At 65.4% G+C, this 15,981-nt stretch carries 17 protein-coding genes and 1 pseudogene; 10 read left to right on the top strand and 8 right to left on the bottom strand.

Translation table 11 applies throughout. The features are described from left to right. Nucleotides 1–7 precede the first annotated feature (7 nt). Nucleotides 8–922: pseudogene (locus tag AAA989_RS04860) on the bottom strand (YifB family Mg chelatase-like AAA ATPase); the annotation flags it as partial. A 138-nt stretch (nt 923–1,060) separates the two neighbouring features. Here AAA989_RS04860 and AAA989_RS04855 point away from each other — a divergent pair. The 6 genes from AAA989_RS04855 to yihA all read left to right on the top strand — a co-directional run bounded on the left by AAA989_RS04855 (nt 1,061) and on the right by yihA (nt 5,222). After that, a complete protein-coding gene (locus AAA989_RS04855) occupies nt 1,061–1,798 on the top strand; it encodes an alpha/beta hydrolase (protein WP_338241539.1) in 738 nt (245 codons plus the stop codon). Between the two features lie 70 nt (nt 1,799–1,868). After that, entirely contained in the window at nt 1,869–2,003 is a 135-nt protein-coding gene (gene rpmH, locus AAA989_RS04850; RefSeq protein ID WP_137676786.1) for a 50S ribosomal protein L34, read from the top strand. A gap of 189 nt (nt 2,004–2,192) precedes the next feature. Beyond that, nucleotides 2,193–2,573 carry a ribonuclease P protein component gene (gene rnpA / locus AAA989_RS04845; RefSeq protein WP_338241536.1) on the top strand — a complete coding sequence of 127 codons (381 nt, stop codon included), beginning with the start codon at nt 2,193–2,195 and terminating at the stop codon, nt 2,571–2,573. After that, the gene (yidD, locus tag AAA989_RS04840; protein ID WP_338241534.1) at nt 2,570–2,797 is read left to right on the top strand and encodes a membrane protein insertion efficiency factor YidD; all 228 of its coding nucleotides are present in this window, start codon (nt 2,570–2,572) and stop codon (nt 2,795–2,797) included. Before rnpA ends, yidD begins: the two co-directional genes overlap by 4 nt. Nucleotides 2,798–2,817: 20 nt before the next feature. Further along, nucleotides 2,818–4,584, top strand: a complete 1,767-nt coding sequence (gene yidC / locus AAA989_RS04835; RefSeq protein ID WP_338241533.1) for a membrane protein insertase YidC — start codon at nt 2,818–2,820, stop codon at nt 4,582–4,584. Beyond that, a complete protein-coding gene (yihA, locus tag AAA989_RS04830; RefSeq protein WP_338241532.1) occupies nt 4,581–5,222 on the top strand; it encodes a ribosome biogenesis GTP-binding protein YihA/YsxC in 642 nt (213 codons plus the stop codon). The genes yidC and yihA overlap by 4 nt, the downstream gene beginning before the upstream one ends. 203 nt (nt 5,223–5,425) lie before the next feature. On the opposite strand, the gene AAA989_RS04825 is transcribed toward yihA, so the two are convergent. Further along, the gene (locus tag AAA989_RS04825; protein WP_338241530.1) at nt 5,426–7,627 is read right to left on the bottom strand and encodes an EAL domain-containing protein; all 2,202 of its coding nucleotides are present in this window, start codon (nt 7,625–7,627) and stop codon (nt 5,426–5,428) included. Nucleotides 7,628–7,926: 299 nt separating this feature from the next. On the opposite strand from AAA989_RS04825, the gene AAA989_RS04820 reads away from it, so the two are divergent. The 4 genes from AAA989_RS04820 to AAA989_RS04805 are packed head-to-tail and all read left to right on the top strand — an operon-like array spanning nt 7,927 to nt 11,386. Continuing rightward, a complete protein-coding gene (locus AAA989_RS04820) occupies nt 7,927–8,592 on the top strand; it encodes a glutathione S-transferase family protein (protein ID WP_338241528.1) in 666 nt (221 codons plus the stop codon). Beyond that, nucleotides 8,589–9,746 carry a succinyl-diaminopimelate desuccinylase gene (gene dapE, locus AAA989_RS04815; protein WP_338241527.1) on the top strand — a complete coding sequence of 386 codons (1,158 nt, stop codon included), beginning with the start codon at nt 8,589–8,591 and terminating at the stop codon, nt 9,744–9,746. Before AAA989_RS04820 ends, dapE begins: the two co-directional genes overlap by 4 nt. Beyond that, a complete protein-coding gene (locus tag AAA989_RS04810; RefSeq protein WP_338241526.1) occupies nt 9,743–10,978 on the top strand; it encodes a dicarboxylate/amino acid:cation symporter in 1,236 nt (411 codons plus the stop codon). Before dapE ends, AAA989_RS04810 begins: the two co-directional genes overlap by 4 nt. A 9-nt stretch (nt 10,979–10,987) precedes the next feature. Next, the gene (locus AAA989_RS04805) at nt 10,988–11,386 is read left to right on the top strand and encodes a GFA family protein (protein WP_338241525.1); all 399 of its coding nucleotides are present in this window, start codon (nt 10,988–10,990) and stop codon (nt 11,384–11,386) included. 15 nt (nt 11,387–11,401) lie between these two features. Here the strand turns inward: AAA989_RS04805 and AAA989_RS04800 are convergent, their stop codons facing one another. The 6 genes from AAA989_RS04800 to dapB form a co-directional block, all read right to left on the bottom strand. Continuing rightward, a complete protein-coding gene (locus AAA989_RS04800; RefSeq protein WP_338241524.1) occupies nt 11,402–11,605 on the bottom strand; it encodes an LPXTG cell wall anchor domain-containing protein in 204 nt (67 codons plus the stop codon). Nucleotides 11,606–11,717: 112 nt separating this feature from the next. Further along, nucleotides 11,718–12,491: a DUF2189 domain-containing protein gene (locus tag AAA989_RS04795; protein ID WP_338241521.1), complete on the bottom strand. Its 774-nt coding sequence runs from the start codon at nt 12,489–12,491 to the stop codon at nt 11,718–11,720. Between the two features lie 71 nt (nt 12,492–12,562). Beyond that, a complete protein-coding gene (gene nth / locus AAA989_RS04790; protein ID WP_338241519.1) occupies nt 12,563–13,213 on the bottom strand; it encodes an endonuclease III in 651 nt (216 codons plus the stop codon). 4 nt (nt 13,214–13,217) lie between these two features. After that, a complete protein-coding gene (locus AAA989_RS04785; RefSeq protein WP_338241517.1) occupies nt 13,218–14,015 on the bottom strand; it encodes a potassium channel family protein in 798 nt (265 codons plus the stop codon). Then, a complete protein-coding gene (locus AAA989_RS04780) occupies nt 14,012–15,190 on the bottom strand; it encodes a M48 family metallopeptidase (protein WP_338241514.1) in 1,179 nt (392 codons plus the stop codon). The genes AAA989_RS04785 and AAA989_RS04780 overlap by 4 nt, the downstream gene beginning before the upstream one ends. Nucleotides 15,191–15,215: 25 nt before the next feature. Then, nucleotides 15,216–15,947 (bottom strand): 4-hydroxy-tetrahydrodipicolinate reductase, encoded by a 732-nt coding sequence (gene dapB, locus AAA989_RS04775; protein ID WP_338241512.1) that lies wholly within the window; start codon nt 15,945–15,947, stop codon nt 15,216–15,218. Nucleotides 15,948–15,981 lie beyond the last annotated feature (34 nt).

Here is a 15,981-nt window from a genome sequence, read left to right as displayed (position 1 = left end):
TGCCGTGGAATTCAGGCAATTCGTCGAGGAAGAGGACGCCTAGGTGCGCCAGGCTCACTTCGCCGGGGCGCACGCGCAGCCCGCCGCCCGTCAGCGCCGCCATGCTGGCCGAGTGGTGCGGGGCGCGGAACGGGCGGCTGCGGCTGATCTTCCCGCCTTCCAGCAGGCCAGCCACCGATTGCACCATGCTCACCTCCAGCGCTTCAGCCGGGGAAAGTGGAGGCAGGATGCCGGGAAGGCAGCTGGCGAGCAGGCTCTTGCCCGCGCCGGGCGGGCCGTTCATCAGCAGGTTGTGTCCGCCCGCCGCGGCGATTTCCAGTGCCCGCTTGGCGGTTTCCTGCCCCTTCACCTGTTTCAGGTCAGGCCCGTGGTGGTTCTCCTCCACGTCGCCCGGCTGGGGCTCGGGCAATTGCTGCTTGCCGGAAAGGTGCGCCAGCAGGTCCACCAGGTTGGGCGCGGCGCACACGCGCACGCCGCTCGCCCAGCGCGCTTCCGGTCCCTGTTTGGCAGGGCAGATCAGGCCGAGGTCGCTTTCGCTGGCGTGGAGCGCGGCCAGCAGCACCCCCGGCGATGCGACGATCCTGCCGTCGAGCGAGAGTTCGCCCACGGCCACCCACTCGCTCAGCTCCTCCGCATCGACCACTCCCATAGCGCCAAGCAGGGCCAGCGCGATCGGCAGGTCGTAGTGGCTGCCTTCCTTGGGCAGGTCTGCGGGGGAGAGATTGATTGTGATGCGCTTGGGCGGCAGGGAAAGGCCCATCGCCGCCAGCGCGGACTGCACGCGCTCCCGGCTTTCCCCCACAGCCTTGTCCGGCAGGCCGACCACGGAAAAGCGCGGCATGCCCGCGGCCAGCTGGCACTGCACCTCCACGCTGCGCGCTTCCAGGCCGAGATAGGCGACCGTCTGAACCAATGCGACCAAGTTTAAATCCCCGTTTTTGCAACGTGATAGCGCGTAGCTGGCCGCTGTCGAGGGGGAAGCGCGGCGCGGTTGTCGTTAACCCGGTGGCAACCTCTTTCGTTGGGAACGACGTAGGCCGGATACGCCAGATTGGGCGGCATGAAGCGCGTCCTGTCATGTCTTGCCGTCCTCTCCGCCACGCTTGCTGCGCCCGCCGCGGCGCAGGGCGTGACCGTGGTAGAGGAATGGGTCGAGGTGGAGACCACGGCCTCCCGCTACGTCTCGCCCCTGCAGGCCCGTACCGAGCAGGCCGCCATTGCCGCCTTCGGTCCGTTCCGCGTGATCGACCGCCAGACGGCGGCGCTGGTGGACATCACCGATGCCGCCTCGCCCGCGCAATTCGAGGCCCTGCTGCGAGCCTTTCCGCAGGTGGACACGCTGGAATTCGTGGAAGCGCCCGGCACGCACGACGACCGCGCCAACCTGGCGCTGGGCCGCACGATCCGCGCTCGCGGCATCGCCACGCGCGCTGCCGAGGGCGGATCGGTCCGCTCCGGCGCGGTGGAGCTGTTCCTGGCGGGCACGAAGCGCGAGATTGCGCCGGGCAGCGAATTTGCCGTGCACGGCTGGCTGGACGACTGGGGCCGGGGCGCGGAAGACTATCCCGCCGGCGCGCCCGAGCATCGCCGCTATATAGACTACTACGTGGAAATGGGCATGGACGATGTGCAGGCGCGCGAATTCTATGCCATGACCAATTCGGTGCCGTTCGAACAGGCGCGCTGGCTCACGGGCCGCGAGATGCGCGAATGGGTGGGCGAGGGCGCAGGCGGCAGCCGCGAAATCGGCGCCGTGGAAGCGCTCGCCCATCTTGACTTCGGGGCTGACCTCCAGTAATCGCGCGCTGCATGTGAGGCCGCCCCTCGATTGGCGGCCCTTTTCTTTTTGATACTCGAGGTATTCGACCATGAAGCGCACTTTCCAGCCGAGCAATCTCGTGCGTGCCCGCCGCCACGGCTTCTTCGCCCGCAAGGCCACTCCGGGTGGCCGCAAGGTGCTGCGCGCCCGCCGTCGTCGCGGTCGCAAGAAGCTGAGCGCCTGATTCGTTTGTCGCTCGTCCCTTCGGGCGAGCGTCATCGCCAGGCGCGCAGGCAAAGCCAAGCCTAACCGCCAAGACCGGGACAACCTGCGCCCGCTCCGGGCGGCCGTCAGGTCTCGCGGGCTCCTCTGGGAGCCCGTTTTTGCGCGTGCCACCTTCCGCTGCGCAAGTGTCTTTCCTATCTAACACACCATGACCCCCACGGTCCTCACCCGGCGCGCGGATTTTCTCGCCGCGAATCGCGGGCTTCGCAATGCGCGGCCCGGCTTTGTGCTGCTGACCCGGCCCAACGATGGGCAGGGCGTGCGCTACGGGATCACGGTGACCAAGAAGATCGGCAACGCCGTGGTGCGCAACCGCATGAAGCGGCGCTTTCGCGAACTGCTGCGCGCGGCCTTGCCAGAGCACGGCCTGCCCGATCACGACCACGTGCTGATCGGACGCGAGGGCGGGATCGGCCGCGATTTTGCGCAGATGGGCAAGGAACTGGCGATCTGCCTGGAGCATGCCGCGGAAGGGAAGGGCGATCCGGCCCGCCGCCCTCGTCGTGGCAACAAGAAGGGCCAGCGGTGAAGCGCGCGCTGATCCTTCTCGCGCGCGGCTGGCAGCTTGGACCCAGCCGCATCCTGCCGCCAACCTGCCGATACCAGCCCTCGTGCAGTGCCTACGCGGTAGAGGCGCTGGAAAAGCACGGTGCAATCAGGGGTGGATGGTTGGCCGCCAAGCGTATAATGCGCTGCCATCCCTGGGGGGGCCACGGCCATGATCCTGTGCCCGATGCACCGCACAACGACTAGACGCGACGGAATTTTCGACCTTGGACAACCAGCGTAACCTCATCATCGCCGTCGTGCTGAGCGCGATCCTGCTGTTCGGGTGGGATTTCGCCATGCGAACCTATTTCCCCGAGCCCGAGGAAGTGCCCGCCAACATGGCCAGCCGCGAGGACGCGCCGACGGATCGTGCGGGTCCGGAAGTGGCGGCCACCGGCATTGATGTCGGCGAGGGAATGCAGGCGCGCGACCTCGATACCGAGCTGGGCGCGACCGGACGCATCACCGTGGACGCGCCGGAAATCGCCGGTTCCATCAACCCCGTCGGTGCGCGGATCGACGACATCGTGCTGAAGACGCACCGTCAGACGGTGGAGCAGGACAGCGGCCCCATCCGCATGTTCGCGCCCGCCGGAACCGGCGCCCAGCAGTTCGCCCAGTTCGGCTGGGTGGGCGAGGGCGTTTCGGTGCCGGACGCGCAGACGCCGTGGCGCGTGATCGGCGGCGATACGTTGACGCAGGAAACCCCGGTCACGCTGGGCTGGGACAATGGCGCGGGACAGCAGTTCACGCTGACCTTCGCGATCGACGAGCACTACATGTTCACGGTGCGCCAGGCCGTGCGCAATACGGGCGATGACTCGATCGCGCTGCGTCCCTATGCCTTCGTGAACCGCACCAGCGAAACCGCCAGCGCCTCCACCTGGAACGTGCACTCCGGCCCGATTGCCGAAGGTTCGGGCGAAGTGAACTTCGACTGGGATTACGACGAGGTGGCCGAGGAAGGCCCGGTGGACCTCGCCGGCACCACGCAGTGGCTCGGCTTCACCGACATCTACTGGATGAGCGCGCTGATCGCCGACGAGGCCGGTGCCGCCGACGGCACGTTCCGCCATACCGGCAATGACATCTTTCGCGCCGACCTGATCTACGACGCGGTGACCGTGCCTGCGGGCGAAACCGTCTCGCGCACGACCCGCCTGTTCGCGGGGGCCAAGGAAAGCGCCGTGCTGGACGAGTACGAGGCGCAGGGCGTCGAGCGCTTCGGACTGGCCATCGACTGGGGCTGGTTCCGCTTCATCGCCTGGCCGATGTGGCAGGTGCTGATCTTCCTGTTCGGCCTGTTCGGCAACTTCGGCGTCGCCATCATCGCGCTGACGCTGATCATCCGCCTGATCCTGTTTCCCGTGGCGCAGAAGCAGTTCCACTCCATGGCGCAGATGCGCGCGGTGCAGCCGAAGATGAAGGCGCTGCAGGAACGCTACAAGGACGACAAGCAACAGCTGCAGCAGGAAATGGCCAAGCTGTACCGCGAGGAGAAGGTGAACCCGCTGGCAGGCTGCCTGCCCATCTTCATCCAGATCCCGATCTTCTTCGCGCTCTACAAGGTGCTGCTGCTGGCCATCGAGATGCGGCACGAGCCGTTCTTCGGCTGGCTGCGCGACCTTTCCGCGCCCGATCCCGCCACCATCCTCAACCTGTTCGGCCTCCTGCCGTTCGATCCGCCCGGCTTCCTGGCGATCGGCGTGCTTGCCGTGCTGCTAGGCTTCACGATGTGGCTGCAGTTCAAGCTGAACCCGGCGGCGATGGACCCGATGCAGCAGCAGATCTTCATGATCATGCCGTGGGTGCTGATGTTCGTCATGGCACCGTTCGCCGCAGGCCTGCTGCTCTACTGGATCAGCAACAACATCCTGACGCTGGCGCAGCAGTGGTATCTCTATTCCCGCAATCCCGAACTGAAGGCGCAGATGGCGAAGGAGCGCGAGGAAAAGGCGCGCGCTGCCGAGCGTGAGAAGGCCGCGGAGTGACGCCCGAGGACGAGTACCTTGCCAAGGAGGCGAGCCGCCTGTTTTCGGGCCGGGTGGAATTCCTGCTGTCGGCTCCGCAGCTGAAGCACCTGCCCGATCCCGACTATCCGGAGATCGCCTTCTGCGGCCGATCCAACGTCGGCAAGAGCTCGCTGATCAACGCGCTGGTGAACCGCAAGGCCATCGCGCGCGCGTCGGTTACGCCCGGACGCACGCAGGAGCTGAATTTCTTCGAAGTGGGCGACCCCACGCAGTTCCGCCTGGTGGACATGCCGGGCTATGGCTTCGCAAAGGCGCCGCTGAAGGTCGTGGAACAGTGGCGCAAGCTGGTGCGCACATACCTGCGCGGGCGCGTTCCGCTGCGGCGCACGCTGGTACTGGTGGACAGCCGCCACGGCCTGAAGGATTCAGACCGCGACATGATGACGATGCTGGACGAGGCCGCCGTGGGCTATCGGCTGGTGCTGACCAAGGCCGACAAGATCAAGGCCAGCGCGCTGGAGCAGGTGGCGCAGAAGGTGGCCGACGAAGCACGCAAGCACCCGGCGGCCTATCCGCAGATGCACGTGACGAGCGCAGAGAAGGGCATGGGCATAGCCGAGCTGCGGGCCGCGATCCTGCGCGATCTCAGCGACTGAGCCCATAACGGGGCGGCCCCGGGGGCAGCCCTTAAGTCGATTGCAGGCACAAAAAAGGCGCCGAAGGGCGCCTTTTTTCTATTCGATTGTCAGCTGACTTAGCCGTGCTTTCCGCCCAGCAGCCAGTCCCAGATACCTCGACCCATAGCGAATCTCCTGTTGCGTCAGGAGTTTCGTGCATTAACCAAAGATGTTTGTAAAGTTTAAACTATGTTCTTTAAGCCTTCGGTTTTGCTAGCCCTATGATTTCCAAGGATTTTATCGAATTTGAGGGGTCGAGAAATCGCAAAACCCTGTGCCACTACGCACCCCGAATCCCGCAAGAGGGTTAACGTTCCCGCATCTTCAACCCCTTCCGCAACCACGATGATTCGCAGATCGCGGCCCATCTGGAGTACGTTCTTCACGATCCCCAGTGCCTTTGGATCGCTGGTCATCGGGGCGATGAACATCCGGTCGATCTTCAGTTCGGAGAAGGGCAGGCGCAGAAGCGCCTCGAGGCTGGCCGCGCCAACGCCGAAATCGTCCATCGAGATCTTCGTGCCCAGCGCCTTCAGCTCGCCCAGGATTTCGGCCGCCAGGTCGAGATTGGAAATGCGGTAGGTCTCGGTGATTTCCAGCGTCAGACGGTGAGGCTCGAAGCCGCTCCGGTCGAGGATGTCGGAGACCATTCTGACGATAGAGCGCTCGTGCAGCAGCGTGGCCGAGATGTTGACCGCGATGGGCAGGTGCAGCCCCTCTTCCTCGAACGCAATGCCGGCCCTGCAGGCCTCCTCGAGAACGAAGCGGGTCAGCTGGCTCATGCGCCCGGCGGTTTCGCACTGGCGGATGAAGTGGTCGGGGGGAATGTGCCCCTTCACGGGATCCTTCCAGCGCACCAGCGCCTCTGCCCCGATGATCTCGCCGGACTGCACCATGATCTTGGGCTGGAAGGCGAGGTAGATCTCGCCGTTGCTGAGCGCGGCATCGATGCGCGCCTGCAGCGAGATGTTCCAGATCAGGTCTTCCTGCGAGGCGGAATCGGCAATGGCGATCGGCTCGAAGGTCTCGTTGGTCTTTTCCGCCACGGCAATCGCCGAGGCCAGGCGACGCACGACATTGGGGCTCGGCGTGATGTCGATGCCGAAGGTGATGCCGACGTCCACCTGCTCCTGTCCGACCATCAGCGGCGAGGCGAACAGCGCGCGCAGGCCTTCCAGGTGTTCGCGCAGCAGGGCGGGATCCTTCTCCGCCATGGTCCAGGCGATCAGGTGGCCCTGGCCAAGATAGATCGTCGCATCCTGGGTGGCGGCCTTCAGGCGCGCGGTTATGGCCAGCAGGTAGGCCGAGTGCAGGTCTTCAGACAGGGTGCGGCGCACTTCCTCGAACCGGTGGATCTTGGCGACGATGATGGCGGGCACGTCTTCGGAAACGTCCTTGTCCGTCTCCAGGGCGGCGAACGTCGGCAGATTGGTTTCGGCATCGACCAGCAGCATCTTGCGACCCATGGCCGCGCGCATGCGATAGAGACCGTAGATCATCAGCAGAAGCAGCGCGTCGGCCACGCTCGTGCGGACGGCTACGGAAGCGCCAGCCACCATCACCGCGGGAAAGGCCACTACAACGCCCGCATAAGCAGCATAACGCCAACGCTGGCGATGGACGGCGCCGACCAGCAGCAAGGCGGCAACTGCCGCCAGGATCATCAGGAGACCGCCGATGTAGCGGGTATGGCCGGCCTTCAGGGTTTCCGCGCCGTAGATAGCCACCATGGACGGGGGCACGGCGCGATGTCCGGGGATGTTGCGGCCCCGCACTTCCGAGATGGCGCTCTGCCCGATCACGACGGACTTGCCGCGAAGATCGGGCATGACCGTTTCGCCTCCGGCAAGATCGGCAAAGCGATAGGCAGGTATCGAGGCGAGGTCGAAAACGTAGTTCACCGGGTAGATCGCGTCGCTGCGGCTCTCCTCACCGGCCAACTGGGTGGCAAAGTTCGGAAGCGTCTCGCCATTGACGGGCACTTCGTAACGCATGTCCCAGGTGTAGCCGAGGTAGCTGACCCACTCCTCGGACGCGACATGGTCCACACCGCCCGCCACCTGCGGCACGCTGTCGCGCAGCACTTCCTGCCCGTTCAAACCGGTCTCGACGTCGCGGACGAGGTAACTCTCGCCCGTGAAATTGCGCAAGGAACTGTTGAGCGCGCGATCGGCTTCGGCATCGCTCGTGTTCTCGAACACGAAATCGATGTAGACCGCGCCCACACCCGCTTCATCCAGTCGATTGATCAGCTCGGCCAGGTCTTCACGCCCTGTCGGGGAATTGGCTGCGGCCAGGTCGATGTCCGATCCGATGAACACGATGTCGCCCGAGGCTGGCTCCGAATGAAGGCGGGATTGCGCGATCCAGAGCACCTGGTCCACGGGACCCAGTACGGTAATTGCGTGAAAGACGAGAGCAATCAGCGCCGCCCAAGCGACGTGGCGGACGCGCTCGAGCCGGCTGGCCCTTTTTCCGGTTGTGGAGGTCTGTTCGACCACTCTTCACCTTTCTTCGCGCCCGCGGATCGCTGGGCAGCGTCCGTCTTGCCATGTGATGGTTAATAAAGCGGCAATATGCCGGTTAAGCATTGTCGGTGATGCCCGCGGAGCAATTCATTGTTCATGCTCGACACGTTCTGCCTTAACCGTTACGCCCGCCACAAACGGGGACAGGCGCATCCATGAAACTCATCATCGGTAACAAGAACTACTCCAGCTGGTCGCTTCGCGGCTGGCTGGCGGCCAAGCAGAGCGGCCTCTCTTTCGAGGAACTGACGGTCCACATCGACGGCGACGACTGGCAGGCGATGAAGCGGCAGGACGGCGAATTCCAGCCCTCGGCGGGCAAGGTGCCGGTGCTGTGGGACGGCGAAGTCGTGGTGTGGGACAGCCTGGCCATTCTCGAATACCTTGCCGACAAGGTCGGTCGCGACCGGTTCTGGCCGAAGGACGATGCCGCCCGCGGCATGGCGCGCGCCATGGTGGCCGAGATGCATTCGTCCTACCTGTCGCTGCGGCGCAATTGCCCGATGAACATCCGCGCTCGCGCATCGGTGGACCTGGCCGGCGACACCACGGCCGATATCGTGCGTATCCTGGGCCTGTGGGCGGAAGCGCGCGCGCGTTTCGGCAAGGGCGGACCGTTCCTGTTCGGCACCTTCAGCGCGGCCGACATCTTCTACGCACCCGTGGTCAGCCGCTTTCTCACCTACGGTATCGGCGTACCCGGCTTTGCCCAAGCCTACATGCAGGCGCTGTGGGAGCATGACTGGATGCAGCAGTGGATCGAGGCGGCGATGGCCGAACAGTGGACCATCTCGCAGTTCGAGATCGGCGACCCTGCGTGAGTGCCGACCCCCTCGCCAATGCCCGGCACCTGATATCGTGCGAAAGCGTGACGCCCGCGCGCGGCCCGGTTTTTGACATGCTGGAGGAAATGCTCGCGCCGCTGGGGTTCGAGGTGGATCGTTTTTCCCGCGGCGAGGGAGCCGAGGGAACCGACGAGGAGCCGGTCGAGAACCTCTTTGCCATTCGCCGCGGACCTGCGGGCATGCCGCATTTCGCCTTTGCCGGCCACGTCGATGTCGTGCCGCCGGGGGAGGGCTGGTCGAGCGAACCTTTCGGACCCGACATTCGCGGTGACCTCCTCTACGGCCGGGGCGCGGTGGACATGAAGGGCGCGATCGCCTGCATGGTGGCCGCGGTGGCCGACATTCCGCGGGAGGCGGGCACCCTCAGCTTCGTCATCACGGGCGACGAGGAAGGCCCGGCACTGCACGGCACGCGCGCGCTGATCGACCGGATGCGCGCGCGCGGCGACATTCCCGACCTGTGCCTGGTGGGCGAACCCACCAGCGTGAACCGGCTGGGCGATATGATGAAGATCGGGCGCCGGGGTTCGGTGAACATCTGGCTGGAGGTGAAGGGCACGCAAGGCCATGTCGCCTATCCGCACCTGGCCGACAACCCGATGCCGCGCATGGTCGCCATCCTGGCAGAACTGCACGCGCTGGAACTGGACGAGGGGACCGAGTGGTTCCAGCCCAGCAATCTCGAAATCACCGAATTCGACGTGCCCAACCGCGCGCACAACGTCATTCCCGGCAAGGCGAAGGCGCGCATTTCGATCCGCTTCAACGATCTGCATTCGGGCGCATCGCTATCGGAAAAGGTGATCGCCATCGCCGAGAAGCACGGCGGAACCGCGCGGCCCGTCATCAGCGGCGAGCCTTTCCTCACCCCGCCGGGCACATTTTCGCAGATCATCGCCGACGCGGTGAAGGCCGAGACCGGCATCGATCCGGAGCCGTCCACCACGGGCGGCACGTCCGACGCGCGGTTCCTCAAGGACCTGTGCCCGGTGATCGAGTTCGGCCTTGTCAACGCCACCATGCACAAGACAGACGAAGCCGTAGCGGTTGACGACCTTGCCACGCTGACGGCAATCTACCGCCGGATCGCAACGGCCGCGCTCTCGGCCCAGGAGACTACGATTTCATGAAACGCTGGTTCGCCACCCCGCTCTGGCAGCGGGTCATCGTTGCCCTTGTGCTGGGCGTCATCGCCGGGCGCATGTGGGGGCCGGGTGCGGAGAGCATCAAGATCATCGGCGACATCTTCGTCGCCTTCATCAAGATGCTGGTGGTACCGCTGATCTTCTTCAGCCTGGTCGCTGGCGTCGCTTCCATCGGCGATATCCGCAAACTGGGCCGGATCGGCTGGCGCGCGCTGCTGCTCTTCGTGGTGACGGGGCAGATCGCGGTATGGCTGGGCCTGTTCCTGGGCACCGTGGTCGCCCCCGGATCGGGCGTCGATACGTCGTCGATCGAGATGGGCGCCGTGCCCGAGCCGAACGAGACCACCTGGCGCGAGATGCTGCTGGGCATGGTGCCGCAAAGCCCGGTGCAGGTGATGGCCGACGTCAACGTGCTGCCGCTGATCATCTTCTCGCTGCTGCTGGGCATAGGCATCCTGATGGCGAAGGAAGACGGCCAGCCCGTGCTGAAGATCTTCGATAGCGGTTCCGTGGTGATGCAGAAGGTGACGATGGTGGTGATGGAACTCACCCCCTTCGGCGTTTTCGCGCTGATGGCCTGGGTGGCGGGCACACTGGGGCTGGAGGCGCTGGCCGCGCTCGGCAAGCTGGTGTTCCTCAACTATCTCGGCTGCCTGCTGATCATCGGGCTGGTCTACGGCGGGATGATCAAGTTCATCGCCCGGCTGCCGGTCGTGGATTTCTTCCGCGGCATCGTCGACGCCATTGCCGTCAGCTATTCCACCGCCAGTTCAAACGCCACGCTGCCGGTTACCCTGCGCTGCGCGGAGCGGAACCTGGGCATCAGCAACTCGGTGGCCAGCTTCGTGATCAGCCTCGGCGCGACGATCAACATGAACGGCACCGCCATGTACCTGGGCCTGGCGACGCTGTTCGGCGCGCAGATCTTCGGCGTCGATCTTTCATGGGGCGATTACTTCATGATCTCGTTGCTCGGCACGCTTGGTGCCGTGGGCGCGGCGGGCATTCCCGGCGCGGGCCTGATCATGATGGCGCTGGTGTTCGGCGCGGTCGGCGTGCCGCTGGAAACGATCGCCTTCGTGGCGGGCGTGGACCGGATCATGGACATGATGCGCACCACAACCAACGTCAGCGGCGACGCGGCGGTGGCTACCACCGTTGCCAGCATGACGGGCGATATCGACCGCGAGGAAATGATCAGCGCGGACGACGTCTAGGAGCGAGCGATGACTCTCGATTGCCTTTGCGGCGACGTTTGCATCACCGTGTCGGAAAAGCCCGACTTCGTCCACGCGTGCAATTGCACGCTGTGCGCCAAAATGGGTGCGCGGTGGAGTTACTTCCACCCCGACCAGGTGACGGTCTCGGGCTCCACGAAAGGCTATCGCCGCGCGGACAAGGACCAGCCCGCGGCGGAAGTGCATTCCTGCGCTCGCTGCGGGGCGACCACCCATTTCGTGCTGACCGAAAGCGCGGTCGCCGCGCCTGGCAACACCATGATGGGCGTGAACATGCTGCTGGCCGTTCCTGCGGATCTTGCCGGAGTTGAGCTACGCTATCCCGATGGCCGCAACTGGGCGGGCGCGGGCGAATTCGGATATGTGCGCGAGACGGAGACGCTCTAGCGCGCACCGCGTCCGTCAGATCTTCGGACGCCCTTCTTCCGTTCGCTCTTCCTCTGCTTCCTGACGGCGCATCTCCTCGGCTTTCTTGCCCTCTGGCGTATCCATGGGATGGCGATTGGATCGCTTGCGCATGAAATAGAAGAACAGGCCCGCGGCAATAACGAGGATTGCAACAAGGGTGACGATATTGAGTGACGATACGAGGCCGGTCTCGGTCATGGTGGTACCTTCCGACGGCGGAGCCGTCATTTCGGTTTTCGGCTAACGGCTTGATAACGTGCAGGTCCCGGCATTGTTCCGGGAGCCGCCCGGTAGGTGCTCTGGCCCTGCGTCAGGGCGCAGAAGTAATCGCCCTCCGGTAAAGGTGCCACGTCGCATGGCCCAGCACCGGCAATACGCCCAGCAGCCCGAGGAACAGCGGTATCATCGCGACGAAAAGGCTGGCGGCGACGATTATCGCCCAAGCCAGCATCACGCCCAGATTGGCGCGCACCGCGCGGATGCTGGCGATGATGGCGCTGATGAAATCCACGTCGCGGTCCACCAGCATGGGCAGGCTAACCACGGTGATGCAGTAGAACCCCCAGGCCAGCAGCGCGCCGACTGCTGTTCCCACCAGCAGCATCCACAGGCCCGCCTGCGTCCGCAAGACGGCCAGCGATTCCCCGCCGAGGCCGCTCTCGGCCATGAAGATCGAGAAGATGGCGTGTGCGATGATCACCCAGAAGCTGAAGCCCACGAATACGAAGCCGCCCATCATCAGCAGTTGCTCGTCCCCGCGCCCCCGCAGCGCGCCCAGCACCGAACCCCAGCCGATCGGCTCGCCCAGTTCGCGGCGGCGGCTGACCTCGTAGAGACCGACGGCAGCAAAGGGCGCGATCAGCGGGAAACCGGCAGTCACCGGCACCAGCCACCCGGCCTCTCCGCGCCAGAACAGGGCGTAGGCGACGGCCAGACCCGTCACCACGTAGATGGCGCCGAAGAACAGGCCGTAAAGCGGACAGGCCAGGAAATCTCGAAAGCCAGCGCCCAATGCCGCGCGCAGGTCTGCGGCGGTCAGGTTGTCAGCCACGATCGGCGCCGCACTTGCCGGATGTGTTGCCACGGTAATCCTCCCCGGCCTTGTCATGGCGCGGGGGAGGGGCGGCGACCATGCGCCAGATCAAATTTGCGCGCCTATCGCCCCTTGGGCTTCTCCAGCACCTTCTTGCGATAGCTGCACAGGTCCACCACCGGGCACCGCCAGCATTCGGGCGTGCGCGCCTTGCAGATGTATCTGCCGTGCAGGATCAGCCAGTGATGGGCGTGCAGGCGGAAAGGCTGGGGCACGCGCTTTTCAAGCTTGGCCTCCACCTGCTCGGGCGTCTTGCCCTTGGCGAGACCCGTGCGGTTGCCTACGCGCAGGATGTGGGTGTCGACCGCGAAGGTTTCCTGCCTGAACCAGCAGTTGAGCACCACGTTCGCCGTCTTGCGGCCCACGCCCGGCAGGCGGACGAGGTCTTCGCGGGTGCCGGGCACCTCGCCGCCGTATTCGTCGACAAGCAGCTGGCTGAGCGCGATGACGTTCTTTGCCTTGGAGTTGAACAGGCCGATGGTCTTGATGTGCTCGATCAGGCCTTCCTCGCCAAGGTCCAGCATCTGCTGGGGCGTCTCCACCTTGGCGAACAGCGAACGCGTGGCCTTGTTCACGCCGACGTCGGTCGCCTGGGCGGAAAGGGCCACGGCCACCACCAGCTGGTAGGCATTGCCGTATTCAAGCTCGGTCTCGGGTTCGGGGTTGTTCTCCGCCAGGCGGCGGAAGAACTCGAAAAGCTGGTCCTTGGTCATGGCCTCAATCGTGATGGTTCTGCGCGTGGCGGACGGCTTCTGTCTTTTCGCGGTGGCGCTGCATCGCATCCGAGAAGGCGGCTGCGATGATGCCGGTGGGCATTGCTACCAGCCCGATGCCGCCCAGCGCCACCATCGCCGCCAGCACCTTGCCCAGCGGCGTGATGGGCGAGACGTCTCCGTAGCCGACCGTCGTCAGGGTGATGATCGCCCACCACATCGCGCGCGGGATGGAACCGAAGGCCTCGGGTTGCACGCGCCCTTCCGCCCAGTGCAGCGCCGCCGCGCCGAACAGCAGCAGGGCACCTGCCAGCGCCAGCGTGACGAACAGGTCGTACCGCCGCTCCGAAATGGCTCCGCCCAGTTCACGCAGCGCCATGCTGAAGCGGCCGAATTTCATCAGCGCCGCCAGTCGCAGCACGCGAAGCAGGCGGAATAGCGGCGCACCGGTGACGAGCAGCGGGAACAGCGAGGCCAGCACCACGGCGAGGTCCAGCAGGCCGAAGGGCGAGATGATGAATCCAAGCCGCTTGCGCCACTTGGATTCATCGCCCTGCCTTTCGGCAGCGGACCACACGCGGGCGACGTATTCGACCAGAAACACCACGCCGAACAGCATTTCCGCACCGATGAAGAACTGCCGGCGCTCGCTGGCTATCGCGGCCTCGGTGCCCAGCACCGCCATCACCACGGAGGCGAGGATGACGGCGATGAGTATCTGGTTGGTGAGCGTCAGCTTGCCATCGGGGTTGGCGGAGGCGAACAGCTGGCAAAAGACGCGGCGGCGCAGTGTCCCGGTCATGGGCCGCCGCCGGCGCTGTTTTCGTTCCGCACCTTCCATTCCATTGCCGCGCGGATGCGGTTTTCGACGGTCGGGTGTGTGTAGAGCAGCGCCTCTTCCACCGGGCCGGCCAGCGGATAGCGGTATTCCGCCGTCTTGATCAGCGCGCCCGACAGCGCATCGGGCAGCCCCGCGGTGGCCAGAGAATAGGCGTCCGCCTCGCGCTCGCCGATGCGGGTCATGGTGTTGGTGATCGGCTGGGCGAGGATTAAAAGCAGGCTCAGGACGAAGACGAAAACCGGCAGGCCGCGCGGGTCCGCCAGGGGTGCGTCGGTGCCGAACTTGCGGGCGAACCACGGGTAGAGCCGCGCCGTCAGCCAGAAGATAGCCACGGCCAGCAAGCTGATGACGGCGATGCTGCGCCAGACGTGGCCGAGAACGTAGTGACCGATCTCGTGCCCCGTCACGGCAACCACCTCGTCCAGCGAGGCCTCGTCCATGGCAACGTCCGATATGGCGATGCGCGCGTAGCCGCCGACGCCCGAGACGTTGGCGGTGAAATTGTTCGACTGACGCGACCCGTCGAACATGAAAACACGGTCCTCCGGCACGCCGGCATCCTGCGCCAGCGCCAGCACGGCCTCGCGCACCTCGCCTTCGGGGATGGGTTCGTACTGGTTGAACAGCGGCTCTATCAGCACGGGCGAGAGCAGCAGCATGAAGGAAACGCCCGCCGCCACCAGCGCGCCGCCCCATGCCCACCACCAGCGCCCCGTCTTGCGGATCAGCCAGTAGACGCCGAGCAGGAACAGGCCGCCGATCAGGGCGGTGAGCAGCAGCGATATCGCGCCTTGCGCCAGGTAGTCGCCCAGCGGCTGGCTGGTGCGACCGTAGGCACTTTCTCGCCACCATCCTCTGTAGATCGACCACGGCAGGCTGATCAGGGTATCCACCACGATGAACACCGCCGCGACAAGGAAGGTGCGCAGTGCCCAGCCGCGATTGCCGAGGCGATCCGCCACCTTGTCGAGCACGCCGCTGCGTACGATGAGCCAGGCGACCAGCGCGGAAACCAGCAGTCCGCCAAGGATCAGCCAGTGGTTGCCCGTGGTGTAGTCGCGCGCCAGCGCTAGTTCCTGCGTGCTAAGCGTATCCATCCACGCCTGCGTCTCGAGTTCGACCCGGCTTGCCGTCATATCTTACCCCCCCTTGTCGTCGGGCCTAGTCGAGGCCCAGCACGTCCCGCATCGTATAGCGGCCCGGCGGCTTGCCGATCAGCCAGGCGGCGCCCTTCACTGCGCCGCGGGCGAAGATCGCGCGGCTTTCCGCCGAATGGGAAAGGGTAATGCGCTCCTGCTCTCCCGCGAAGATCACCGAATGCTCTCCCGCCACGGTGCCGCCGCGCAGCGCGGCAAAACCGATCGCTCCCTCGGTCCGCCTGCCGGTATGCCCGTCACGCCCGCTTTCGCTGTTGCCTTGCAGGGCGATGCCGCGCGCATCGGCCGCCGCCTCGCCCAGCAGCAGGGCCGTGCCCGAGGGCGCGTCCACCTTCATCCGGTGGTGCATTTCCAGCACTTCTATGTCCCAGTCCGGCCCAAGCCGGGCGGCGGCCTCGTGCACCAGGTGCGCCAGCAGGGTGACGCCCAGCGAGGTGTTGCCGGTCTGCAGGACGGGAATGGCGTGGGCGGCATCGTCGATCGCGGCGTGATGGGTATCGTCGAGCCCGGTCGTGCCGATCAGGATTGGCACGCCGGCCTTCTTCGCCGCGGCCAGGTTTTCGGCCAGCGCGCCGGGGGCGGAGAAATCCACCAGGGCATCGGCATGGCCCGCAAGGTCTGCGGGATCGTGATCCCTGTCCACCCCGCCTGCGCAGGCGTGGTCGCCTCTCTCCAGGACCTCGGCGATGGCCTGTCCCATGCGTCCTTCGCTGCCGATGATCCCGATGCGCGCCATTGATACTCCTGTCGTTCCCGTGCTTCATGCGCGT

Origin of the sequence: Aurantiacibacter hainanensis, from assembly GCF_036321025.1 — a bacterium.
Lineage (GTDB): Bacteria > Pseudomonadota > Alphaproteobacteria > Sphingomonadales > Sphingomonadaceae > Alteraurantiacibacter > Alteraurantiacibacter hainanensis.
This window is presented reverse-complemented; position numbering and strand designations above follow the sequence as displayed.

Bases quoted from the DNA above. Each gene is read 5' to 3' on its own strand.
- AAA989_RS04810 (WP_338241526.1), top strand. From the start codon at position 9,743: ATGAAACGCTGGTTCGCCACCCCGCTCTGGCAGCGGGTCATCGTTGCC.
- AAA989_RS04800 (WP_338241524.1), bottom strand. From the start codon at position 11,605: ATGACCGAGACCGGCCTCGTATCGTCACTCAATATCGTCACCCTTGTT.
- rnpA (WP_338241536.1), top strand. From the start codon at position 2,193: ATGACCCCCACGGTCCTCACCCGGCGCGCGGATTTTCTCGCCGCGAAT.
- AAA989_RS04780 (WP_338241514.1), bottom strand. From the start codon at position 15,190: ATGACGGCAAGCCGGGTCGAACTCGAGACGCAGGCGTGGATGGATACG.
- rpmH (WP_137676786.1), top strand. From the start codon at position 1,869: ATGAAGCGCACTTTCCAGCCGAGCAATCTCGTGCGTGCCCGCCGCCAC.
- AAA989_RS04820 (WP_338241528.1), top strand. From the start codon at position 7,927: ATGAAACTCATCATCGGTAACAAGAACTACTCCAGCTGGTCGCTTCGC.
- nth (WP_338241519.1), bottom strand. From the start codon at position 13,213: ATGACCAAGGACCAGCTTTTCGAGTTCTTCCGCCGCCTGGCGGAGAAC.
- AAA989_RS04805 (WP_338241525.1), top strand. From the start codon at position 10,988: ATGACTCTCGATTGCCTTTGCGGCGACGTTTGCATCACCGTGTCGGAA.
- AAA989_RS04855 (WP_338241539.1), top strand. From the start codon at position 1,061: ATGAAGCGCGTCCTGTCATGTCTTGCCGTCCTCTCCGCCACGCTTGCT.
- dapB (WP_338241512.1), bottom strand. From the start codon at position 15,947: ATGGCGCGCATCGGGATCATCGGCAGCGAAGGACGCATGGGACAGGCC.
- AAA989_RS04785 (WP_338241517.1), bottom strand. From the start codon at position 14,015: ATGACCGGGACACTGCGCCGCCGCGTCTTTTGCCAGCTGTTCGCCTCC.